This window comes from Micromonospora sp. NPDC050695, assembly GCF_040654415.1.
Classification (GTDB): Bacteria; Actinomycetota; Actinomycetes; order Mycobacteriales; family Micromonosporaceae; genus Micromonospora.
The window spans coordinates 1-22924 of record NZ_JBFAHZ010000037.1; the positions used below are offsets into that span (position 1 = coordinate 1).

At 73.9% G+C, this 22924-nt stretch carries 21 protein-coding genes; 19 read left to right on the forward strand and 2 right to left on the reverse strand.

What is annotated here, in order from left to right; genetic code table 11:
* On the reverse strand, positions 1-444 hold a 444-nt coding region (locus AB0H52_RS23300; protein ID WP_357949997.1), incomplete at its 3' end, for a transposase.
* 193 nt (positions 445-637) lie between these two features.
* Positions 638-1357, reverse strand: coding sequence for a hypothetical protein (locus AB0H52_RS23305; RefSeq protein WP_357949932.1), 720 nt, complete (start codon positions 1355-1357; stop codon positions 638-640).
* A 251-nt stretch (positions 1358-1608) separates the two neighbouring features.
* Here AB0H52_RS23305 and mptB point away from each other — a divergent pair, with 251 nt between their 5' ends.
* The 19 genes from mptB (at position 1609) to AB0H52_RS23400 (ending at position 22887) form a co-directional block, all read left to right on the forward strand.
* Positions 1609-3042, forward strand: coding sequence for a polyprenol phosphomannose-dependent alpha 1,6 mannosyltransferase MptB (gene mptB, locus AB0H52_RS23310; RefSeq protein WP_357949935.1), 1434 nt, complete (start codon positions 1609-1611; stop codon positions 3040-3042).
* Entirely contained in the window at positions 3039-4256 is a 1218-nt protein-coding gene (locus AB0H52_RS23315) for a glycosyltransferase 87 family protein (protein ID WP_357949937.1), read from the forward strand. Before mptB ends, AB0H52_RS23315 begins: the two co-directional genes overlap by 4 nt.
* A gap of 65 nt (positions 4257-4321) precedes the next feature.
* Positions 4322-4771, forward strand: a complete 450-nt coding sequence (locus tag AB0H52_RS23320; RefSeq protein WP_225854410.1) for a ribonuclease domain-containing protein — start codon at positions 4322-4324, stop codon at positions 4769-4771.
* 67 nt (positions 4772-4838) lie between these two features.
* A complete protein-coding gene (locus tag AB0H52_RS23325; RefSeq protein ID WP_151489577.1) occupies positions 4839-5204 on the forward strand; it encodes a barstar family protein in 366 nt (121 codons plus the stop codon).
* 146 nt (positions 5205-5350) lie between these two features.
* A complete protein-coding gene (locus tag AB0H52_RS23330; protein WP_357949941.1) occupies positions 5351-6343 on the forward strand; it encodes a hypothetical protein in 993 nt (330 codons plus the stop codon).
* A gap of 104 nt (positions 6344-6447) precedes the next feature.
* Entirely contained in the window at positions 6448-7617 is a 1170-nt protein-coding gene (locus AB0H52_RS23335; protein WP_357949944.1) for a hypothetical protein, read from the forward strand.
* Positions 7618-7634: 17 nt separating this feature from the next.
* Complete coding sequence (locus AB0H52_RS23340) at positions 7635-8063, forward strand: hypothetical protein (RefSeq protein WP_007460824.1); 429 nt, start codon at positions 7635-7637, stop codon at positions 8061-8063.
* 29 nt (positions 8064-8092) lie between these two features.
* Complete coding sequence (locus tag AB0H52_RS23345; RefSeq protein ID WP_151489580.1) at positions 8093-8347, forward strand: hypothetical protein; 255 nt, start codon at positions 8093-8095, stop codon at positions 8345-8347.
* A 2-nt stretch (positions 8348-8349) separates the two neighbouring features.
* Entirely contained in the window at positions 8350-11556 is a 3207-nt protein-coding gene (locus AB0H52_RS23350) for a hypothetical protein (protein ID WP_192580240.1), read from the forward strand.
* Positions 11553-13034 (forward strand): hypothetical protein, encoded by a 1482-nt coding sequence (locus AB0H52_RS23355; protein WP_151489581.1) that lies wholly within the window; start codon positions 11553-11555, stop codon positions 13032-13034. The genes AB0H52_RS23350 and AB0H52_RS23355 overlap by 4 nt, the downstream gene beginning before the upstream one ends.
* Positions 13035-13036: 2 nt before the next feature.
* On the forward strand, positions 13037-13537 hold the full coding sequence (locus tag AB0H52_RS23360) for a hypothetical protein (RefSeq protein WP_151489582.1): 501 nt from the start codon (positions 13037-13039) through the stop codon (positions 13535-13537).
* On the forward strand, positions 13537-14184 hold the full coding sequence (locus tag AB0H52_RS23365) for a hypothetical protein (protein ID WP_357949949.1): 648 nt from the start codon (positions 13537-13539) through the stop codon (positions 14182-14184). The genes AB0H52_RS23360 and AB0H52_RS23365 overlap by 1 nt, the downstream gene beginning before the upstream one ends.
* On the forward strand, positions 14181-16208 hold the full coding sequence (locus AB0H52_RS23370) for a hypothetical protein (protein ID WP_357949952.1): 2028 nt from the start codon (positions 14181-14183) through the stop codon (positions 16206-16208). Before AB0H52_RS23365 ends, AB0H52_RS23370 begins: the two co-directional genes overlap by 4 nt.
* Positions 16209-16218: 10 nt before the next feature.
* Entirely contained in the window at positions 16219-16542 is a 324-nt protein-coding gene (locus tag AB0H52_RS23375) for a hypothetical protein (protein WP_357949955.1), read from the forward strand.
* A 1-nt stretch (position 16543) separates the two neighbouring features.
* Positions 16544-17047 (forward strand): hypothetical protein, encoded by a 504-nt coding sequence (locus tag AB0H52_RS23380; protein ID WP_151489586.1) that lies wholly within the window; start codon positions 16544-16546, stop codon positions 17045-17047.
* Positions 17040-18476, forward strand: a complete 1437-nt coding sequence (locus AB0H52_RS23385) for a baseplate J/gp47 family protein (protein ID WP_357949958.1) — start codon at positions 17040-17042, stop codon at positions 18474-18476. Before AB0H52_RS23380 ends, AB0H52_RS23385 begins: the two co-directional genes overlap by 8 nt.
* 11 nt (positions 18477-18487) lie before the next feature.
* The gene (locus AB0H52_RS23390) at positions 18488-20830 is read left to right on the forward strand and encodes a hypothetical protein (protein ID WP_357949961.1); all 2343 of its coding nucleotides are present in this window, start codon (positions 18488-18490) and stop codon (positions 20828-20830) included.
* Between the two features lie 13 nt (positions 20831-20843).
* The gene (locus AB0H52_RS23395; RefSeq protein WP_151489589.1) at positions 20844-21971 is read left to right on the forward strand and encodes a hypothetical protein; all 1128 of its coding nucleotides are present in this window, start codon (positions 20844-20846) and stop codon (positions 21969-21971) included.
* Positions 21972-22107: 136 nt separating this feature from the next.
* A complete protein-coding gene (locus tag AB0H52_RS23400) occupies positions 22108-22887 on the forward strand; it encodes a BTAD domain-containing putative transcriptional regulator (RefSeq protein WP_151489590.1) in 780 nt (259 codons plus the stop codon).
* Positions 22888-22924 lie beyond the last annotated feature (37 nt).

The window sequence follows — 22924 nt, forward strand, 5'->3', positions numbered from 1 at the left end:
GTTCTGCCACTCGACCATCCCGTCCATCACCTTGTCGGTGATCGTGGAGATCGTCTGCTTCGACACCTCGGCGCCGTACACCTCGGCCAAGTGCGCGGCGATCTCCCCGTGCGTCAACCCCTTCGCCGACAACGACAACACCATGTCATCGACCCCGGACAGCCTGCGCTGCCGCTTACGCACGATCTGCGGCTCGAACGTCCCCGCCGCGTCACGCGGCACCCGCACCTCGACCGGCCCGACATCGGTCAGCACCGTCTTAGTCCGGCTGCCGTTACGCGTGTTCCCGCTGCCTCGACCCGCCGGGTCGTGCTTGTCGTAGCCGACGTGGTCGGTGATCTCGCCGTCCAGCGCCGACTCCAGGACCCGCTTGGTCAGCTGCTGCAACAGCCCACCCTCCCCGGTCAACCGCAGCCCGTCCCCACGAGCCCGATCGGCCAGCATCGCGATCAACTGCTCATCCGTCACCGCACCCACCGGCTCGGCGGCCGGCTGTCCCACGGTCGTCTCGGTCGTCATCTGGCGTCTCTCCCTTGATCGGTCGATCAGCCGTTATTTGTACAGTCCCAGGGAGTGGGCGGGGGTGCGAGTGGGCGGGAGTGGGGGAGGGGTGCGGAGGGGGCGGGGAGGGGGCGGGTCAGGGGGCGGGGCGTTGGTGGGGTGGGGTTACCTGGTCGGTGGGGGGTTCGGCGTGGTGGTGCAGGAGTTCGGTGATCCATCTCGTGGCTTCGCGATGGGCGTTGAGCAGGTGGTGGCGGGCGTCGGCCACGTCCTGGTCGTCGGCGTCGTCGCTCAGGATGGCCATCCAACGTCGACTCAGCTCCTCGGCGTACCGGGCCTTGCGCAGCTGCTCGTCGAACTGGTACTCCAGCTTCACCATCCGGTCGACGTGCGGCTGGAGCGCCGGCATGATCCGCTCGTCGAGGCGGACGGCGGCGTCGGGTCGGCAGGTGATGACGACCTCGCCCCGCTCGTAGGACCACTCCGGATCGTCGGCGAGCGCCTGCTGCAACGCCACCTCCAGATCGCCCGCCCGGTGCGGCGGCAGGTCCCGGGCGGCGTCGGCGGCGAGCCGGGTCAGCCGTTGGATCGCGTTGGGCTGGAAGTACTGCACGTACCAACTCAGCACCTCGGAGCGCAGACTCGCCGGTGACGACCAGGCGAACGTGGCGCGGATGTGGAACGAGTACACGTAGCCCCGGGCGGGGACCGTGATCAGTCGGGGCGCGTCGCGCTGTTCGACGAGCGGGCCGGACGGCGTCGGGCCGGCCGCGGAGCCGACGGGCGCCTCGTCCTGAAGTGCGGCGACCAGCCGATCCCAGCTTCGCGCCCACCACCGCCAACCGCGGACACTCACGTCGCGGGCGACGGTCAGCCCGCGAACGCCTCGATGTCGCCACTGGTCCGCGGGTCTCGGCCTCCCATCGGGGGCGTCCGTCATGGCACCCCTCCACGGTCACGGATCCGCACGCCACGCTAACAACCGGTGACCGATATGCCCGTCGCCACGCCGGCACGGCACGGGCCCGACCCGGACGACACCACGCCGTCGCCTGAAGATCGTCGGGCGGTCGTGTGCCGGTCAGTCGGGGGCGACATCCTGCCCGGGTGCGCACACTGCCGACCGTCGTCGCGTACCGGCTGCTCGGGGGAGCCGGTGCCACCCTGGTGGCGTCCGCCGGCCTGGCGGCCGGCGCGCTGCCGGTCGGCGCGCACGCCGCCTGGTGGAGCGCGCTGCGGCAGCTCGCCGGGCCGGGGCTGCTCTGCGGGTACGCCGGACTGACCCTGCTCACCGCCGCCTGGTGGTGGGCCGGCCGACAGCCGCACCCGCCGGAGGTCGGGCGGCACCCGCACCCACCCGAGCAGGGGGTCGGTCGGCGCTCGGCGGCGGTGACGCTGGCGTGCTGGGCGGGGCCGTTGCTGGTGGCGCCGCCGTTGTTCAGCCGCGACGCGTACAGCTATCTCGCGCAGGGCGCCATGGTGCTCGCCGACGTCGACGTGTACCGCCACGGCGTCGCGTACCTCGGCGGGGCCCTGGCCGCCGAGGTGCCGCAGATGTGGCAGCAGACGCCCGCGCCGTACGGACCGGTGTTCCTCGCGTTGGCGGCGGTGGTGAGCGGTGCGAGCGGCGGCACGCTGGTGCTGGGCGTGCTGGGGTTGCGGGTGGTGGCGCTCGCCGGGGTGGCGCTGCTGCTGGTGTACCTGCCCCGGCTGGCCCGGCACTGCGGCGTCGACCCGGCCGCCGCGCTCTGGTTGGGGGTGCTCAACCCGCTCGTCCCCCTGCATCTCGTCGCCGGCGCGCACAATGAGGCGGTGATGCTGGGGCTGCTGGTGGCGGGGCTCAGTCTCGCCTTCGAGCACCGTCACGGCGCGGCCACGGTGCTGGTGACCCTCGCCGCGCTGGTCAAGGTGCCGGCGGTGATCGGGCTGCTGGTCGTCGTGTCGCTCGCCGCGCGGCACCGGGCGCTGCCGGCCTCGGTGGCGCGCACCGCCGGCGTCGCGGTGGGCACCGCCGCCGTGGTCACCTGGGCCACCGGCATCGGGTACGGGTGGATCGGCGCCCTCGGCACACCGATGTACCGGCACAGTTGGTCGGTCTCCAGCGCGCTGGGCAGAGTGGCGTCGCGCGCGGCCGGACGGTTGGGCCTGCACCTGGGTGACGCCCCGATGCGGCTGTGCCTCGCGCTGGGCGTCGCCGCCGCACTGGCCGTGGCGGTCGCCGCGTGGTGGCATCGGCGGCGGCTCGGTCCGGCGTACGCGCTGGGTCTGGCGCTGGTGGCGGCGGCGCTGCTGGGCCCGGCGACCCGGCCGTGGTACGCGCTGTGGGGCCTGGTGGTGATCGCGGCGTCGGCGCCGCACGGGTGGGCGCGGCCGGCGGCCGCGTCCGGCGCGGTGGTGCTCGCGTTCGTGGCGCTGCCCAGCGGCTTCGGCCCGGACGCGGCGCAGGCGGCGCTGGCCGTCGCCGGAGTGCTGGTCGGGTTGCTCGTGGTCGGTTCGCTGCGCCTGCTGAGGCCGATCGCCCCGGTGGAGGTGGCGCGATGAGCGCGACCCGGCTGCGGGTGGCGACGGTGGTCGGGCTGGTGACCGTGCTCGCGGTGGTGATCGCGATGGTGCCCGGGCATCGGGGCTGGTTCGACGTCGGGGTCTACCACGGCGCGGTCGGGCACTGGGCGCGCGGCGGCGACCTGTACGGGTGGACCACCCACAACGGGTACGGCTTCACCTATCCGCCGTTCGCCGCGCTCTGCATGCTGCCGATGGCGGCGCTGGCCTGGTATCCGACGATCGTGGCGCACCTGCTGCTCACCGCGCTGGCCGTGGCGCTCCTGCTGCACCTGCTCGTGGACCCGCTGGCGCGGCGGTACGGGTGGAGCCGCTGGTACGCGCTCGCGCTGACGTGCTGCCTGCTGGCCGGGCTGAACCCGGTACGGGACACGGTGAGCTTCGGTCAGGTCAACCTGCTGTTGGTGGCGCTGGTCTACCTGGATCTGTGGTTGTTGGAGCGGGGCAGTCGACTGGCCGGCATCGGGACCGGGCTGGCCGCCGCGGTCAAGCTCACCCCGGCGGTCTTCATCGGGTATCTGCTGGTCACCGGGCGGTGGCGGGCCGCGGGCACGGCCGTCGGCACGGCGGTCGGCGCGACCGTGCTCGCGGGCGTGCTCGCCCCACAGGCGACCCGGACCTTCTTCACCGAGGCGCTCTGGGACACCGAGCGCGTCGGACGGTTGGAGTATGTGGCGAACCAGTCGCTGCTCGGCCTGGTCGCCCGGCTCGATCCGGCGCACCCGGACCGGCGACTGTGGCTGGTGCTGGTCGTCGCCGTGCTGGCGGTGTGGGTGGTGCGGGTCCGCCGGGCGGTGCGGCGGGGCGACGAGCGGGCCGGCTTCGCGGTGACCGGTGTCGCCGCGTGCCTGCTCAGCCCGGTCACCTGGGTGCACCACCTGGTGTGGCTGGTGCCGGGCCTGGTGGTGCTCGTCGCGTCGACGCTGCCGTGGCCGCCCTCGGATCGGGTGGCGCGGCGACGGTTGTACGCCGCCGGCGTCGCGTACGTGGTGCTGTGCAGTGGGCTGGTCTGGGTGTTCAGCAACGGCTGGGCCGGGCCGGTGGGGTTCGTCGGCGTGAACGCGTACCTGTGGGTGAGCATCGGCATGCTGGTGCTCCTTCCGGTCGGGCGGGCCGGGGGAGCGGATCATCCGGGGTTCACCGAGCATTGTGGAGCAGTTGGGCCGCCGAGGGGTGTCGGAGCCGACCGGTAGCGGTGAGACTGGGTCCGATCCGACAGTGAAGCGGATCGATGGATCGAATGGTCTGGAGGCAGCCTGTGTCCACCCTCGTGTCCCCGCTGGCCACGCTCGGCGCGATCCGCCGGCGTACCACCACTCTCGCCCTGCTGCTCACCATGGTCGCCGCCGCGCTGGTCGGCCCGTCCGTGGTGGCCCCCCGGTTGACCGACTCCGCCTCGGCTGCGGTCTACAGCTCCTGCACGATCAGCCGCTGCGCCGACGCCCGCGCCGCCCGCTCCGGATGGTCCGCGAAGGGCTTCCCGACCAGCCGCGGCTGGTACTCGTGGAGCGGCGGACTGTCCAACTTCGCCGGCGGCCGGTTCTACAACTACGAGGGACAACTGCCCACCAACGCCACCTACTACGAGTACGACGTCTACCCGCGTACCCAGGGCGCGGCCCGTGACGCGTACCGGATCGTGGTGAACCGCAGCACCGGCGCGACCTGGTTCTCGCCCAACCACTACACCGACTTCTACCGGCTCTGAGCGACCGGGGCCGGCCGGTGGCGGCCGGCCCCGCGCGGTCACCCCGGGTCAGAACAGGAGGTACGCGATGGTCGACGGGGACGATGGTCGGAGGGGCGCTTGGCTGATCGTCGGCCGCGACGGCGACCTCGACGAGCCGGGTGCGGTGGTGCTGCCCGCAGCGGCGACCCGGACCCGGGCCGGTCTGTTCGCCACGCTGACCGCCGCGCTGGCCCTGCCGGCGTACCTGGGGGACACCTGGGATGCCCTCTCCGACGTGCTGCGGGACCGGCTCGACGCCGGCCCGCTCACCCTGCTGATCACCGACGCCGGCCACCTGCTGGTCGACGAGCCGGCCGATCAGTACGCGCTGCTGCTCGCCGTGCTCGGCGACGTGGCCGCCACCGCCCCGCACCCGATGCGCGTCGTCCTCGACGAGGCCGCGCCCTGCTGACGAACGACACGCCTGCCGCGTCGACTCGCGCCCGCCCCGGCGGCGGCCGATGGCTGTGTCGGTGCTCAGTTCCCGACAGTCGGTGCCTCGTGCGGGCACGGTGACGGTGGCGGTGACGCTCGGGTGACGGCTCCTTCGCGATCCTCGTGCCGAGCCGGGCGGAACGCACCGGCGCGGGCAGCGAGGAGGCCGGTGCGGTGGACTTCGTCGACGGGGTGCTGGTGCGGTTGGCCGATCCGGGCACCCGCGCCGCCGTGTTCGACGACGCGTCGCTGGCCCACCTGGTCGAGGCCGCGTACGACACCGAGGCGATGCCGGTCGCGCCACCGTACGCGGCGGTGTTCGACGAGCTGACCCTCGGCTTCGCCGCCGCGCCGGTGACCGTGGCGGAGGGGGAGTGGCTGGGCTCCGGCGGCACCACCCGCACCGAGCTGCGCGTACGCCTGCACGGTCTCGGCGGCTCGGCGCTGCGCATCGACGCCCTGTGGCGGGGCAGCCTGGTGGTGCGGACCAGCACGGCCCGGGACCGGGTCGAGGACGTCGACGTGGCGGTACCCGCGTTCGACGTCGACCCGCAGATCATCGCCGAGCTGGGCGCGTTGCCGGCCGACCCGGCGGCCCTGGAGACCGAGCGCCGGACCCGGCTGGTGGCCCGGCTACGCGCCGGACTGCACCAGCCGGCCGCGTTCACCGACTCGCACCTGGACCGGCTGCTCGCCGGCGTCGGCGCCGCGAACGCCGGTGACCTGGTGGCGCGGATGCGCGGGCAGGCCGCCGGGGCCACCGTGAAGCTGCGATACGCCGCCGCGCCGGCGGCCCCGCCGACCCCGCGTCCGCTGCCGTTCGCCGCCGCCGTACTGGTCCGCGACAAGGGTTTCTCCCTGGCCGACCTGCTCGTCGAGACCCGTCTGGTACGGGCCCGCGCCGAGGAGTTGGGCCTGGACGTGCCGTCGCCGGACGACGTCCGGCGACGACATCGGGTGGTCGCCGTCTGGGTGGTGCCCATCGAGACGTTCGACGACGACGGCTGGCCCGGCGGCGACACCGGCACCGACGCGCAGAAACGGGCCGCCCGCTTCGCGCGGGCCGGCCAGTGGCTAGCCGGCAGCGGCATCGGGCTCGCCGCCCTGCCGACCTGAGACGCCCGGCCGCCGGCACGAGCAACGGCCGGCAGCCGCCCCAACGACCGCAACGGCCGGCAGCCGCCCATCGACCGAGCAGCAACCTTCGTCCGGGAGGACCCGTGGCACCGACAGCAGCATTCCCGTTCATCGAGGTCCGGATCGTGCCGCCACCGGCGCCGCTGGCCCAGCGCTCGCCGGGCGTCGTCGCCGTGGTGGGCAAGGCGCCGTCCACGGCCGACGGCGGTTCGGCGCCGGCGAACACGCCGGTCCGGATCGAGACCCTGGACGACGCGGTCACCAACTTCGCCCGCCGGCAGGCCGGCAGCGTGGTCCGCAACGCCCTCTACAACTCCCTCGAACTGGCGTTCCTGCAGGACCCGCGCCCGGCCAAGGTGTACGGGGTGAAGGTGGCCGGCGACGACTACGCCGCCGCGCTGAGCGGCCTGGAGGCCGCCGACGACGTGACCATGGTGTCGCTGGCCAACGAGTCGACCGTCGGCAACCCGGCCGGCGCCGGCGCGCCCACCGGGCTGCAGGCGCTCAAGGCGCACGTGGAGACGATGTCGGCGGCCGGCCAGCGGCGAATCGGCTTCGCGATGGTCAACCCGGCCACCGAGAAGGGCCCCACCTACGTCGCCGACGTCACCACCGCGGCTAACCCGCTCAAGAGCAGCACCAGCCGGATGGTGATGATCGCGGCGCGGGGTGCGGACGGCGACGCGGCCACCGCCGCGATGGCTGCCGTGGCCGGCCTGCCGGTGCACCACAGCATCGTGCTGAAGAAGATCCGCGGGGTGGCCATCCCGGTGGCCAAGCAGTACAGCCCGGCGGAGATCAAGGGCCTCTCCGAGGCCAACCTCACGCCGATCATCGATCCCACGCTGATCACCGGGGAGAGCCTGCACTTCGCCGACGGTCGGCTGTTCACCTCCGACGCGAGCCTGCTGCACGTCGACCTGGTGCGCACCCTCGACCAGATCGAGTTCATGCTGCGCGCCGGCCTGATCGGCCTGGTCGGCGACGCGCGGATCACCAAGCCGGGGATGACCCTGCTGAAGACCCAGGTGGACGGCATCCTCGGTCCGCTCAAGCGGCAGGCGGTGATCGACGACTACCAGATCGAGATCCCGGTGCTGGACATCCTCGGCATCCCCGAGGTCGCCCGTACCGCCACCGACACCTCGATCGTCACCGCCGCCCGGGCCGACCGCACCGTCGACCTGGTCGTCACCGTCACGTACGGCCCTGCCGTGAGCCGCCTGCTGGTCACGCTCGTGGCCAAGTTCTGACCCGGAGGAACCAGACCATGGAGTGGAAGACCCGCCTCGCGGTGCAGTACACCAAGGGCACCGAGACCGTGCTGATCAGCCCGATCGACTCGTTCAGCCCGTCCTTCTCGCTCAACGTCGAGGCCCTGCACTCGTGCGAGGTGACCCACCTGGGCGCCATCCACGCGCCGGTGTCGATGAACTTCACGATGACCGTCAAGGCCATCGGGGACGTCGCCGGCCGGCTCACCAAGCTGGCGCTCGACGGCGAGCTGTTCGACATCGCGCTGCTGGAGCACACCGGCGACGACTGGTCGTTCTCGTCGTTCGTGCTGCGGGACTGCCTGATCACCAGCGCGACACCGACGACGGCCACCATCTCGGGCGCACCGGCGGCGACCTTCAGCGGCTTCAGCCTGGCCGCGTCGGTCGACCCGAAGACCGGCGACCCGTCCGTCCTGCCGTGACCCCACCCACGACTGACCGGAGGTAGCAGATGGCGACCGGTGCTGGCCGTGCCGCCCGGGTCACCCGTACCGGGCTGGCCCTGGTGCACGCGGGTGAGCTGGTGCTGCCGGCGGCCGGCAGCGAGGCGGAGGCCGAGCAGGTGGCCGAGGACGACCGCGCGGTCATCGCGTACCACTTCCCGGTGGAGATCGAGGTGGTCGCGGCCGGCGGCGCCCTCGACGCCGACGCGCTCGCCGACCTCGCGCTGGCCCGGCTCGCCGCGCACCTGGACGGGCGGTCCTGACAATGGCCATCTCGGTGCACGTGCCGGTGCGGATCCGGCTGGACGCCCGGTCGGTGACCGCGCGACCGGAGGTGGTGACCGAGGCGCTCGCCGCGGCCCTGACGCGCGCCCTGGAACGCTCCCGGCGCGAGGTGGTCGCGCCCCGTGGCGGCTACCTGGAGGTACGCACCGAAGCACCGGAGTTCCGCTGGACCGGCGCGGCGGTGGCGGGGGTGTCCCCGGACGAGCGGCGGGCGTTCGAGGCCCGGCTGCGCCGGCGCGTCGACGAGGTGGTGACCGCGGCGCGGCTCGATCCGGGGCTGCCCGCCGGTGTGGCCGTGCCGCTGAGCCGGCCGCCGAGCGAGGTGTTCGACGCGTCTCGGATGCGTCACCTGCTGGCCGTCTACCGGGTGCCGTCCTACGACGACGGTGGTGACGCCGCCGAGGTGCCGGTGGACGGCGACGATCCGCCGCCGGTGACCTACCAGTGGTTCCTGCGGCCGGCCACGTATCTGGTCGGTCACTTCGCCGAGCTGGCCCGCGAGGCGGTACGCCAGCACGGTGGTCTGCCCTCGGGCGCCCCCCAGGGGATCATCGCCCGGGTGGTCGGCTCCGACGGACGCCAGGTCTGGGCGATCATGGTGACCACGACTCCACTGTCGGTGCTGACGTTCGACACGTTCGGCGAGACGGTGTTCCGGGCCACCCCGCAGCCGCATTTCGAGGTGGAGGCGCGGGTGCCCAGCCCGCAGCCCGGGACGGTGCAGCGCCGGCCGGTCGCCGACCGGGTCGCCCTGGTGGCGGTGGTGGACGACGAGCTCAGCGCCGACATCCGGCAGCGCCTACGGACCGCCCAGCCGCGCGGTGAGACCACCAGCGTGGCGGAGTACGAGGCACAGCTCGAGCGCGCCGTCGACGCGGAGGTGAACCGGCGGGTCGACGCGATCCTCGCCTCGGTGGGCGGGTCCACACCGAGCAGCCTGGTGGTCGTCCGCGTCGGCGGGGTGTCCCTGCTGCTGGTGAGCACCGCGGAAACCGAGGAGAACCTGCACTGGACCGGCACGGCGAACCTGCTGCCGATCAGCGTGGAGCAGCACCCGACCACCGCGGCGGACCCGAACGCGCCCGCGGGCGGGGGCATCGGCGACGGCACCGGCACGGGCTCGGGCAGCGGTGGCGGGTCCGGCTCGGGCACCGGCAGTGGACCGGGCGGCGCCGGCGTCGGCACGGGCACCGGCCCGGGTGGTGGCGCCGGCGGCACCGGCGACGGCACCGGTGGGGGACGCCGGGGCGGATTCGTGTTCGACCCGAGCAGCCCGAGCGCGCCGGCCGGCGTCGAGGGCAGCCGGTTCCCCGTCGTGGCCGGTGGACACTCCGCGATGCCCGCGTGCGCCCCGCTCAACGGCGAGCCGGAGTTGGACGCGCTCGGCCCGGACGGCGACGAGCTGCGCCGGCTCATGGACGACATCGCGTTCCGGCTGCAGATGGGCGAGCCGTGCCGCTACCCGGCGAACTTCTGCCTCCAGGCCGCCGCCGTGCTGCGCGGTCGAGCGGCGGCGATCAGCCTGCTGGTCGGATCGGCCGAGCGGGAGGCGTTCACCCGGCCCGTGCCGGAGGGCACCGGCCGGCTCGGGCCGCTGGACTTTCGGCCGGTCGCCTCGCCCGCCGTGCAGGTCCTGCGCCACCTGGCCGGGGTCGTGCCCCGCCTGGACCATCTCGCCCGACTGGTCATGGCTCGCTACCGCCAGCCCGAGCACTTCGCCCGGATCCGCGGCGGCTGGATCGACTCGTCGGCGTCCTGGAACCTGCACTTCGTCCAGGCGCTCAGCCCGGCCGTCAAGGGCGCCGTCGGGCAGCTGTTCATCGTCGGCAGCCAGGCCATGCTGGTGCAACTGCTGCTCAGCTCCCGCAGCGGCATCAACGCCCGGATCGCCAACTTCGAGCGGTACGCGCCGATCTTCGAGCGGCTGATCGTCTCCCAGCTCACCGACTACGCCGAACTGCAGGGCCTGCGTGAACGGCTACGCCGCCACGAGGCCGCCCGGTGGACCCAGGAGCACACCGACGTCGGCGGCGGCGCCCTCGCCACCGTCAGCATGGCCAACCCGTCGACCGCCTGGTACGGGGCCGCCCGTGCCATCTCCACCGCGTTCCTCGCCGCCGAGGCCACGCTGACCAGCCCCGGCGCGGCCGGTGAGATCGTCGAGCGGGACGGCACCACGCGGATCCGCGACTCGCACGCGGTGCTCTGGACCCTCGCCGAGATCGAACAGGCGCTGGTCATCCAGCGCGGCGAGGCCGAGGGCGTGGACCCGTTGGTCAAGCAGATCACCGACGTGCCCGACGTGCTGGCCCGCTTCGCCGGCGACCGCTCGGCCATCCGCGACGAGCTGTGGCGGGTGCTGCACGACATGCAGCGCAACAACACCGAGATGCTCGGCCGCGCCCGCGCCGACGCCCGCTTCGCCTTCCGGTCCAGCCGGATCAGCGAGCACATCCCGTCGGCCACCATCCCCGGCGGGCAGTTCGCGCTGCAGGGCATCCACCTCGTCACCCACCAGCAGATCGGCGAGTTCTTCGGCGGCAACCTGTACTACGCCACCGGCACCGACAGCCTGTTCAACACCGAACTGGGCCGGGAGGCGCTGACCGGGATCGGCATCATGGTCGGGATCATCGCGCTGTCGGTGCTCTGCCCACCGCTGGGCTTCGTCGTCGGGGTCGCCGTCGCCGCCGTCGACGTGGCACACGCCCACCAGCGGGCCCGCCTCTACGAATCCCTGCTCGACCCGGAGCTGGTGCTCACCCGCACCGAGGTCGAGGTCGAGCTGTTCGCCGCGTACCTCGGGCTGGCCATGTCCTTGATCCCCGAGGCCGGCACGATCGGCGGCGCGGCCGTGCGCGGCGGCCGGGTCGCCCTGCGCTTCGGCGTCCGCGCGGGGCTGCGCGCCGCCCGGGGGTACGTGGTGCGCCGGGTCACCCGCCAGATCATCGAGGCGGCCTCCCGTGACCTGCTCCAGGCGTTCCTCACCGAGATCCTGCTCAACGAGGTGCTGGAACGGGTGGTGCAGAAGCTGATGGAGCCGGTGCTGGCGTACGTGGAGCGCGAGGCGATGCTCAGCGGCGCGGTCGGTGGCCCCGAGGGTGCCCGGTTCATCCTCATGGTGCTGGACTCGCAGCACGCCGGTGCCGCCACCGGTGGGCCGCGCGTCCCGGTGGTGCGGCCGTGACCGGGCCGCGCCGGTTCCGTGCCGGCCGGTTCCTCGACGCCGCCGCCGTGCACGCCGCCGCCGACGCGAACCCCCGGCTGCGCCGGTTCATGCGGACCATCGCGGAGCACAGCGAGGCCGGCGAGGTCCGCTCGCGTCGGCTGCTGGAGCACCTCATCCGCCGCATCGTCGACGACGTCGGTGACCTGCACCTGGGCAACGCGCTCAACCGGCTGGAACGCATCGCCGTGCTGCGGGACAACATCGCCGCCATCCTCGATCACGTGCTGGAGGGCGGCACCCTGCCCGAGGGCGTGCGGGTGGCCACCCTCGGCGAGTACTTCGACCAGCTCAGCACCGAGATGCGGGAGCTGAGCCGACCCCGCGAGGGCATCGTCGGCGACGCGCCGCTGCGACTGGCCGACGGCGCCGCCGCGTACGCCGACTCGCTGCTGCGCGACTTCGACGCCGGCGGCGGCGCGGCCGGCCGGCACGTCGAGCCCACCGCGATCGTCGGCGACGCGTTCCGGGCCATGCCGGCGGACCGGCAGGCCGCGCTGCGCCGTGCCGCCGAGCTGGAACCGGCCGCGCTGTGGCACGCGGTGGCCGCCGAGTCCGAGGCCGGCAAGCGGGCGGCCGTCGCGGACCTGGAGACCCGCCTCGGCGGTCGGCTCACCCCCGACGAACTGGCCCGGCTGCGCACCGCCGTGGACGATCTCGGGCGGGCCCGCTCGCGCGGCCTGCAGATGGGCGACGCCCGCCTCGCCCAGGCCCTCGCCCGCATCGCCGACCCGGATCTGCGCGCGCTGGTGGCCGGCACCGGTGACGTCTGGCTCACCCAGCAGCTCGCCGTGCACAACCCGGAGGCCCTGGCGACCCTGTGGCGGCGCTTCCGCGAGCGGGGCGGACGCGCCGACGACAGCGCCGGCTTCCGCGCCTACCTGCGCCACGACATGGTCACCTACGGCCGGGGCGTACTCGGCGAGTACAGCGCCGCCTTCTCGCTGAGCAGCATCGAGCTGTTCCTCAAGGGACCGGACGCCAACGTCAAGGTCGCCGGCACCGACCTCGTCGGCATCGGCCACGACGGCTGGGTCTGGCTCATCGACGACAAGTCGCACCGCGCGTCCAGCGTCGGCGGGGTCAGCGCGCTCACCGACAACCTGGTGACCAACCTGCGCCGCGACGCGGCCGACTTCCGCGACGCCATCGCCCGACTGCACCGCGACGACCCCGGCTTCACTCCCGACCCGCGCATCCTGGACGCGATCTCCCGGATGGAGGACGCCGCCGCCGAGATCGACCGGATCAACCGGCGCGGCTCCGCGTCCACCCGGCCCGCCCGGATCAGCGCGGCACTTCAGGAGCGCCGGCTGCGACTGCGGGTGACCAGCGCCGCCGGCGAGGTCCGCGAGATCACCCAGGCGCTGCGCGACCTGGGCCTGGCCGTCGAAGCCACCGGTACGCCGGTGCCGCTGCCACCCACCGGAGGGCGCTGATCATGGCCATCACCAGCAGCTTCATGCGCTACGGCACGGTGCCGTCGGCGATCATCAGCGACGGGGTGCTGCCGATCCCGCTCTGGGCCGTCACCGCCATCTCGCTCGCCCAGACCTACCACCTGCCGCCGATCGGCTCCACCGCGCACAAGGCCATCGTGGCCACCCACGACGACACCATCACGCTGACCGGGGTGCTCGTCGGCGCGGAACGCTACGCCTGGAAGTTCGCCCTGGAGACGATGGCCGAGGCGAGCAAACGCGGCACCGCCCTCGCCGCGTACTCCGGCGGACGGTTCGGCGGGCTGATCCTCGTCACGTCGATGACCATCCGCACCGACATGCAGGTGCAGTCACTGACCTTCAGCGCCTCCGCCGCCCGCCGGGACGTCCTGGACACCACCATCACCCTCGTCCACGTGCCCCGTCCCAGCCTGCTCGGCAAGCTGCTCGACGTGGCCAGCATCGGAGTCGGCGCGCTCGCCGACGGGTTGGGCAACTGATGCCACCGTTCCCGATCGACCGCTACCTGCTACCGGAGACACCCGTCGAGGTGCCCGACGGGTTCACCGAGGTGCGACAGAGCCTCACCGCCGGCCTGCCGCACCGCGTCGAGCTGGGTGCCGGCGTGCACGCCGTGCTGATCCTGCCCACCGGGCTGGCCCGGCAGTGGCTCGCCACCGACCCCCTGGCGGTGGTCAGCACCTCCGCCGACGACCTGGCCCCGCGACCCGCACCGGCGGCCACGCCCCGGCCACCCGCGCTGGTCGGTCGGGTGCCGCTGCGCCTGGTCGTCCGCCAGGGCACCCGGATCCTCGGCTCGGTGCCCCTCGCCGCAGGCCTGCGCCGGGTGTGCCCCGACGCCGGCCCGTCGAGCGTCACGCCGTCCGCACCGGTGGCCGTCGAGGTGGTGGTGCTCGCCTGGCTGCTGCACGCCGGGACGGTCCGCGGCTCCGGCGACTACGGCTCGTCGCTGACCCTGGCCTGGCGGCCCGCCGACCGCGCGGCGGACCACTTCGGTCCGCCACCGATCAACGAGTTCGTCTGGCGTCGCCGCCCACCCGCGCAGCGCGTCGAATCCGAGCTGGGCCCCGGCAAGCTGCGCTACCGCTACCTGCTCGACAAGAAGCTGCGGAGGGTGCTGCGATGACACTCACGCCGTTCCAGAGCGGCCAGGTACGCCAGGGCGCGGTCGGCAACGACGCCGGCTGGACGCTGACGCTGCACCGGGAGACCAGCACCGGGATCAGCCCCGACGCGGCGCTCACCCTGTCCAGCGCCGACTACTACGCGGCCATCGACGCGGCACTGCCCGACGGGCTCGGCCCCGGCGCGTACACGATCACCGTGCAGGGGCTGATCGACGAACACTTCGCCGCGCTGCGCACCGCCGAGGGGCAACCGCCGCTGGTGGCGAAACTGCACCTGTACTGGCGGGACGCCAACACCTCGGTCGGCGCGTTCTTCACCAACCTGGTCGGCGTCAACGCCGGCCCGACGTCGGCCGAACTGACCCAGGCGCTGGTCGCCGTACTGCGGGTGACCAAGGTGCGCCGGCTCACCGGCGAACGGACGTACGACACCGAGCTGACCCTCGTCGAGCAGGCGTACGCGCGCCTCGGGCAGCGGGTGGCCGAGCGGTTCGAGGCGGCGAACTTCAGCGCCGCGGTCCGCGCCATCGCCCAACGGACCAGGGTGGACATCGCCACCTGGGGCGCCAACCCGGACGGCACGATGACCTCCGGCGCCACCGAGGCGGCCGGCGACGAACGGGTCGCCTTCGGCACCGGGCTGCTCTACCGCGCCGCCCTGGAGCGCATCGGTGGCGCGCTGCAACAGTCCCTCAACGCGTACGGGCGGGGGATGCTGCTGATCCGCGACGGCACCGTGCACGTCGGCAAACGCCCGATCCCGTACCCGCAGGGGGAGCCGAAGCCGCTCACCCTCGCCACCGGCCTGCTGGAGTGCACCGAGAACGGCGGCCAGGACACCGACCCGTACGCGGCCACCGAGGCCGGCGGCACCGCCGCGCCACGCCGCCGGGCGTGGACGTTGACCCTCAAGGGCCGCCCCGACCTGAAGCCCGGCGACCTGGTGCGTTTCGACCCACCGGCGACCGACGAGGCCACCACGCTGGGCAGCGTCGGCGCGGCGCTGCTCGGCTCGTTCGCGGCGCCGTTCGCCCCGTCGACCGGGGAGCTGGGCGCGGGGGCGACGCTGCTCTACCTCAGCGCCGCACGGCACACCCTGTCGCGTACCGCCGGGTTCGTCACGGTGGTGCAGGGCGTCGAGGTCACCTCCGGCGCGCAGGCGTGGGACAGCTGGAGCGACGCCTCCGGCGTGGGCACCGCCGAGCCGGCCGGCCCGGCGTCGTCGCCCGGGGTGGCCGCCGCCGAGGCGGTGCGCCGCGCGGCCCGGGCCGCCCGGGGCGAGACGCGTGGCCTGGAGATCGGCGAGGTACGCGCGGCGGCCACCAACGCCAGCGGCGCCGTCGAGCCGCCCGCCCAGACCGAGACGGTGTGGGAGGGGCTCGCTCGGCCGGACGGCCGGCCCAACGGCGCCCGCCGCCTGCCGGTACGCCGGGAGCAGCCCGCGCCGCTGCCCGGCGTGACCTACCTGACCCCGTTCGCCTGGGGCGGCTGCGGGCTGATCCTGCCCCGCTACCCGGGCACCAGGGTGGCGTTGGCCTACCGCAACGGCGCGCCGGACGACCCGGTGGAGGTGGGCGCGCTCTGGCCCACCGGGCACGCCCCGGTCTCCGAACCGGGGGACTGGTGGTTGTCGCTGCCGGTCGGGGTGGCCAGCAGCAGCCGCTCGTCGATCGGTGACACGGTGGTGCCCGCCGACCACGACGGCAAGGTGACCCACGACCTCACCGACGCCGACGGCAACCGGGTCATCGAGCTGGGTGAGCTGACCGTGCGGGTGGGCCGGGCGCAGCTGCACGGCCGGGGTCAACGCCCGGAACGCGCCGACGAGGCCGACAGCATCACCATCGAGCACGCCGCCGGCGGTTCGTCGATCGTCATGAAGCAGGACGGCTCGATCACCATCACCGCCACCCGGATCGACCTGGACGCCGGCAACGGCGCGGTGAACATCAGCGGCGGCACGGTCAGCATCGCCGCCGCCGACGTCGACGTGCAGGTCGACAACGCGATGAACGTCCACTGAGGAGAGCGAGATGGCTTTCGTGCTCACCACGTCGAGCGACGTGCACTGCCCCAACCAGGGCGCGGTCACGCCGGCCGGGCAGTCGAAGCTGACGGTGGCCGGCACCCCGGTGGTCCGCCCCGACGGCATCAGCGGCAAGTCGGTGACCGGGTGCACGATCACCGACAGCAGCTCCACCGTGCAGTGCAAGAACGTCATGTCGGCGTCTGGTGCCGCGCAGAAGCTGCACGTCGCCGGCGTCGGGGTGGCGCTGGACACGCTCAGCGGCGCCACCAACGGCAGCACCTCCGGCCTGGCCGCCACCGCCGGGCAGAGCACGCTGAGGGCGGTCTGAGATGGATCGCACCGAACGGGAACGGCAGGCCGCCCAGCGCCGCTACCTCGGCTGGGGACTCGCCTTCGAACCCACCATGCCGGGGGTCGACCTGGCCCGCGACGTCGTCTTCGACGACGGCCCGAACGGCCGGGTGCTGGCCCTCGTCTCCGGCACCGGCAACGTGGCGCAGAGCCTCGCGGTGGCGCTGACCACGTTGCGCGGCTCGAACGTCTTCGACGCCACCTTCGGCTTCGACGGGCTCAACGCCCTGGCCGAGCAGACCGAACCCAACCTCGTCCGCGAGCAGGTCCGCATCGGCATCATCACGCTGCTCGACCGCGACCCCCGCGTCCGCAAGATCGTCGACGTGAACCTCGACGACGGCCGGCTCGGCGCGGGCCGTGCCGACGACGCGGCGGCAGCCGCACTGCGGTCCTCTCGCACCCTGCAGGTGCAGGTCCAGTTCGAAACCATCACCGACGACCGGCTCTCGGTGCATCTCGGGGAGCTGCCCAGTGTCTGATCCCACCCTCCCGGCCGAGCTGGCCGACGTCCTCGCCGTCGACGCCGCCGCGCTGCGGGCCACCGGCTCGACCGGCTTCGGCATCGTCGAGAGCGGTTTCGTGCCGAAGTCCTTCGCCCGGCTGCTCGCCGAGAAGCTGGCCACCGCCCGGCTGCTCTTCGGCGACGACATCGACCTGACCAGCGGCGCGGTCCTGCGCAAGGTCCTCGAACTGGCCGCCCTGGAGGACGCCCGACTGTGGGCGGCACTCGGCGCCGTCTACGACAACTCGTACGTGGTGTCGGCGACCGCCGACGCGCTGACCCGCCTCGGCGAGGAACTCGGCATCCCCCGGCCGTACCTGCCGGCGCGGGGCACCGTGAAGCTGACGCTGACGGCCGCGCTGCCCACCGGCCGAACCCAGCTCACGCTGCCCCGGGGCGCCCGGCTCTCCACGCCCGGCGGGCACCACGTGGCCCTGGACGAGACGGTGGTGCTCTCCGCCGCCGTGGGCGAACGGGTACCGGCGGTCGCCGCGTTCTACCCCGGCCCGGCGCACAACCTCGACCCGACCCAGGCCAGCCAGAAGATCGACAGGTGGAACCGGGCCGACACCCTGCTGGCCGACCTGGACGACGCCGAGCAGGCCGCCGGCGCGGAGCTGGTGGAGATCACCCACACCGTCGCGCTGACCGGTGGGGAGCAGCAGGTCTCCGACGCCCGCTACCGGCAACTGCTGCTCGCCGCGCCCCGCTCCATCTGGACGGCCGAGGCGATCGGCCTGGCCGTGGCGACCGTGCCGGGCGTACGCCAGGTGCAGGTCTTCGACGGCCGGGGCGGGCTGGACCTCAACCAGTCCATCTTCGGCAACTTCACCTTCATCGAGCGGGTGTTCAGCACCGAACGCGACCTGGGCAATCCGTACTACGTCACGGTCCTCGTCGCGCCGACCGCCGCCGCCATCTGGGACGGCCCCGACGGGCTGCACGCCGCCGTCGAGTCGGTCATCGAGGACCTGCGCCCGGTGGGCATCTTCGCCTCGGTGGACCGGGCCGACGAGGTCGGCATCGGCGTCGAGGCCGACCTGGTCGTCCGGGGCCTGCCGCTGCCCACCGGCTCGAAGGAGACGGTGAACGCCTCCACCGCCGCCACCGAACTGCGCGCCCGGCTGCACGCCCGGCTGCGCCGCTACGTCGACGAACTGCCCTTCGGCGAGCCGGTCCGGGCCGCCGAGGTGATCTGGACGCTGATGAACGAGCCGGGCGTCGCCGACGTACGGGAGCTGCGGCTGGTCCGCTTCCCGGCCGACTCGGCCGTGGTGGTGACCGGCAGCGCGCCCACCGGCGACGGGGTGCAACGGCTGCCGGTCGGCGACAACGCGGTGCTCGCCGCCAACCAGGTGCCCGTCTACGTCGACCGGGACGATCCCCGGCCGTTCCGGATCGTCTGAGCGGAGGCGCGATGACCGACATCCGGGTGCCGGTGGACGGCGCCGACCCGTCCGTTGAACGCAACCTCGTCGACCAGCTGGAGGGCCCGTACCCGGGCACCGTCCGGCGGGTCGTGGTGCCGCTGGCCGGCACCGGCGCCGCCGCGGTGGACTGGACCAGTCGGCACCCGCTGCTCACCGTCGTGCTGCGCCGTGACCTGGTCGAGGAGACCGTCCGGGTGACCGTCACCGTGGACCCCGGCGGCACCGGTGAGCGGGTGCTGCCACCGGTGGTCTTCGCGCCCTGGTCGGCCGCCGGGGCGTCGGTGCCCGCGTACGCGCCGGACACCGCCGACGAGCCGCTGGTCGCGCCGTTCACCGTCGCCGTGACCGCCGAGCGGACCGTCGACGCCGCCGCCACGACGGTCACCGGGACGGCGCTCACCGCCCTGGCCGAGCTGGCCGTGGTCGAGGGCAACCTGGGCCGGCTGCTCTACCTGGTGTCGTACGAGAAGCACCGGCTGCGTCGCGCGGCGCGGGAGGTGCACGCGTACCGGACCCTGGCGCACGCCCGGCGCGACGCGCTGGACCGGATCGGCGCGGACGTCGGGGTGGCCCGCTTCGTCGACGAGCTGGTGCACGAGCCGGCCAGCGGCGAGGTGTACGCCCGGCGGCTGGCCGCCCCGGCCCACGAGCCGGACGCCGCGTACGCGCACCGGCTCGGCCTGTACCGGCGGTTCCTGCTGCCCACCCCGGGGGCGGTGCGCCGCCTGCTCAACGGCCCCGGCGCGGACACCGACCCGAACGCCGGACTCTTCGCCGACCTGCCCGGCGGCGCCCGCTTCACCCTGCGCGAGGACGACGACCGGTTCGCGGTGGCGATCCGGCTGGTCGCCGTCGGCGATCCGCAGCACCGCACCAACTTCCTCGCCCACCTGCGCCGCGATCGCCTCGTGCTGCCGGCGAACACCCCGCCGAACAACACCGTGCACGCCGGGCGGGCGCTGCCGGCCAGCCGGTTGGCCGAGGTCACCGCGCTGCGGGCCAGCCTGCGCCAGTCGTACGCCTTCGACAGCGCGCACGCGGTGGCGCCGCCGCTGGCCGCCGCGCTGGACCGTGCCGGGCGGGTCTGCCGGGCGCTCGGGTCGTCCATCGTGTGGCAGGTGACCCGCGCCCAGGACGACACCGGTGGCAGCCGCTACGAGCTGGGCCTCGGCGTCGACGTCAGCTGGCCGACCCCCGCGCAGGCCACCGACCTGCGCAACCGGGTGCTGGACACCGCTCGTACGGTCACCGCCGACCGGACCGCCGAGGCGTTGATCGCCGCCGCGCGCGCCGCCGGTGTGCCCACGGTGGCCGCCGACGGTGAGCTGGCCTGGCTGTGGCGGGTGTGCGGGGTGCAGACGGCGCACCGGATCAGCACCACCAGGATGTACCTGTCGCACCTGCCCACCCGGGGGTTGGCGGTGACCGCGCCGCTGAGCGCGGCGGTCGGCGCCGACACGCCGGTCGAGGCGCAGTTCCACGCTCCCGGTGACCCGGGTGGCAACGCGCTGCTGCTGGCCGGGTTGACCGCCGCCGCGCGGGCCTGGACCGACGCCGGGGAGCCGGCCTGGACGCCGTTGACCGACGCGGCGGCCCGGACCCGGTGGGCGGCCGTGCCGACCCGGCCCGCCGGGCAGCCCGTCGATGCGGCCCTGGCCGCCGCCGGTCTGCCCGCGGTACGGGATCCGGCGCCGGTGGTGGCCGCGCTCAACCGGCTCCCCGACGAGCTGGTGGAGACCATCGAGCTGCCGGCCGCGCTGGCTGCCGCGTTGATCGCCGGTCAACCGGCGGCGGCGGACCGGTTGGCCCGGCTGGTCGGCCTGCTGCGCGACCAGCACCTCGCCGCCGCGCTGCCGCTGGTCGACACCGGCAACCGGGTGCTGCTGGTGTGCGGTGTGGTCGGGCTGCCGCAGGCCGGGCTGAACCTGGCCGAGCGGCGGGCCACCGGGTTCCGCTGGTACACCGTGGGGCTCGGCGGCGGCACCGCGGAGATCAAGGCGGTCGGCGCGCGGACCACGCTGCGGCCCACCCACGCCGGCCTGGTCGCCGTGGTGGCGCTGTCCTACGTGCGGACCGGCCGGACCGACCCGTACGAGTTCCGGGTGGAGCTGCCCGATTCGGTGGCGTTGACCCTGGCCCAGTACGAGCGGCTGATGAACGCGCTGATGCGGGTCTGCCCGCTCGGCGTGGAGATCAACACGTTCGGCATCCGGCGCGACCACGTCGACCTCGACGCCGACGGCACCGCCGAGCCCCTGCGCCCGGCGGTGGCCCGCACCTTCCGCACCTTCCAGCAGCGCCGGCACCGCGGCGTGTACGACCAGCTCTGAGAGGGACACCACCATGGCGAGCGAGATCAACTACGACGGGATGACCGTCACCGAGCTGTACGAGACGTTCACGCGGCACGGCATCCCGGCCTCGGACGCCAGCGTGCTGGTCTCCTCCTGGATCTACGAGAACGTGGGCACCGCGAAGCGGGTGTTCAGCTACGCGGAGCCGTTCCCGGCGGTGGAGCCGGGCTGCGCGCCGCCGCCGTTCGCCCGGACCTTCGCGCACACCGACTGGGTCGACGGCGAGGACGTCGTCCAGGCCGGGCAGACGCCGGGGGAACAGGGCTTCAACGAGCGGTTCCACCGCATCGAGCACGACCTCGACCACCTCGGCACCGACCTGGCCAAGGCGTTCACCTGCATGGCCGCGATGCGGGTGAGCCTGCGCCGACTGCTCGACGAAATCCGCGCCGAGATCAACCGGCTGCACTCGACGGTGCACGAGAACAAGGTCGTTCCCGGCCCGTACACCATCGAGCAGATCCCGAACTACATCGGCGCTCTGGACTTCGGCAAGTACATGGGCACCACGATGTTCCTGGACAAGAAGGTCAGCATCTGGCAGACCAAGGCCGGCACCATCGTGCTGCCCGCCGTGGAGACCCTCGGTGTGGATGTGGTCGCCGGGCCGAAGGTCCGCGGCGCCGCCTATCTGGACCGGTACGCCGTCGAGACCCCGGACGTCCGGCAGCGCTTCCCGCGCGAGGTGAAGCTCGTCGAGTTCGTCCGCTTCTTCGGCGAGGACGAGGTGGCCGACGGCCGGACGGTCCGCGACGTGCTCAAGGTGCTGCCGGCGGACAGCAGCTACCCCAGCCTCGACGCGATGTTCGCCGAGGTGAGCGAGCGGGAGGCGGCGATCGTCCGGACCACCGTCGGCGCCCAGTCGGCGGTGGCCGCCGCCCTCGGCATCGAGTCGGAGCTGGAGAACGTCGGCGACGCCGACATCGCCATGCTCGCCGGGGTGCCGACCAGGGCCCGCGCGGCGCTGACCCGCGCCGGGATCGGCACCCTCGGCAAGCTGGCCGAGGCGCCCGCCGAGCGGGTGCTCTCCATCATGAAGGAGGCAGGGGTACGCGCCGAGGTCGGCGACGCCGCCGAGTGGACCTCGTACGCCCGGACGCTGAGCAAGCTTCGCTGAACGGTCGGCGGCGACCCGGCGAACGGCTGATCCACACCGCTCGCCGGGTCGGTGTGACGACACTGCGCTGGTGCGCGAACCGTCCACACCCGAGCGTGGAACTGCCACGGGGCGATCGGGTGCGAGAGGCGCATGCATGCATGTTCACGAGGTGACGCACGACCTGCACTCCGGGGTGAACGAGGCCGCCGCGGGGCAGCCGCCCCGGTACGCGTTGCGGCTGCTGGGCGGGTTCGGGCTGGAACGCGACGGGCGGGCGGTGGCGGTGCCGCAGGGCGCCCGCCGACTGCTGGCCTACCTCGGGGTACGGCCGCGCTGTGCCCGGTCGGAGGCCGCCGGCACGCTCTGGCCCGGCTCGCACGAGGACCGCGCCCGAGCGAACCTGCGCACCATGCTGTGGCGGCTGCACCGGGTCACCCCCGAGCCGCTCGTCGAGGAGCAGGACCGGCTGACCCTGGCCGCCGGGGTGACCAGCGACGTGGCCACCCTGACCGCGGCGGCGGCGGCCCTGCTGACCGGCGTCACGCCGGTGGACGCCGCGCCGGACGTGTCGGCGCTCGGGACCGGTGAGCTGCTGCCCGGCTGGTACGACGACTGGGTGCTGACCGAGCGGGAGCGGCTCCGGCAGACGCGGCTGTACGCGCTGGAGGCGCTCGCGGAGCGGCTCACCGCGCAGGGCCGCTACAGCGAGGCGGTGCAGGTGGCGTTGACCGCCGTGCAGTTGGAGCCGCTGCGGGAGAGCGCCACCCGGGCACTGATCGCCGTGCACCTGGCCGAACGCAACATCAACGAGGCGGTACGGCGCTTCGAGCTGTTCCGCGCCGACCTGGGCCGTGAGCTGGGTGTGGGGCCGACACCCTGGCTGGAGCACCTGGTGCGGGCCGGCACGGCCGGTGCCACGGTGCCGCATCCCTGATCGACACGGTGGACGGGGCCGGCGGTGCGGGTGGTGC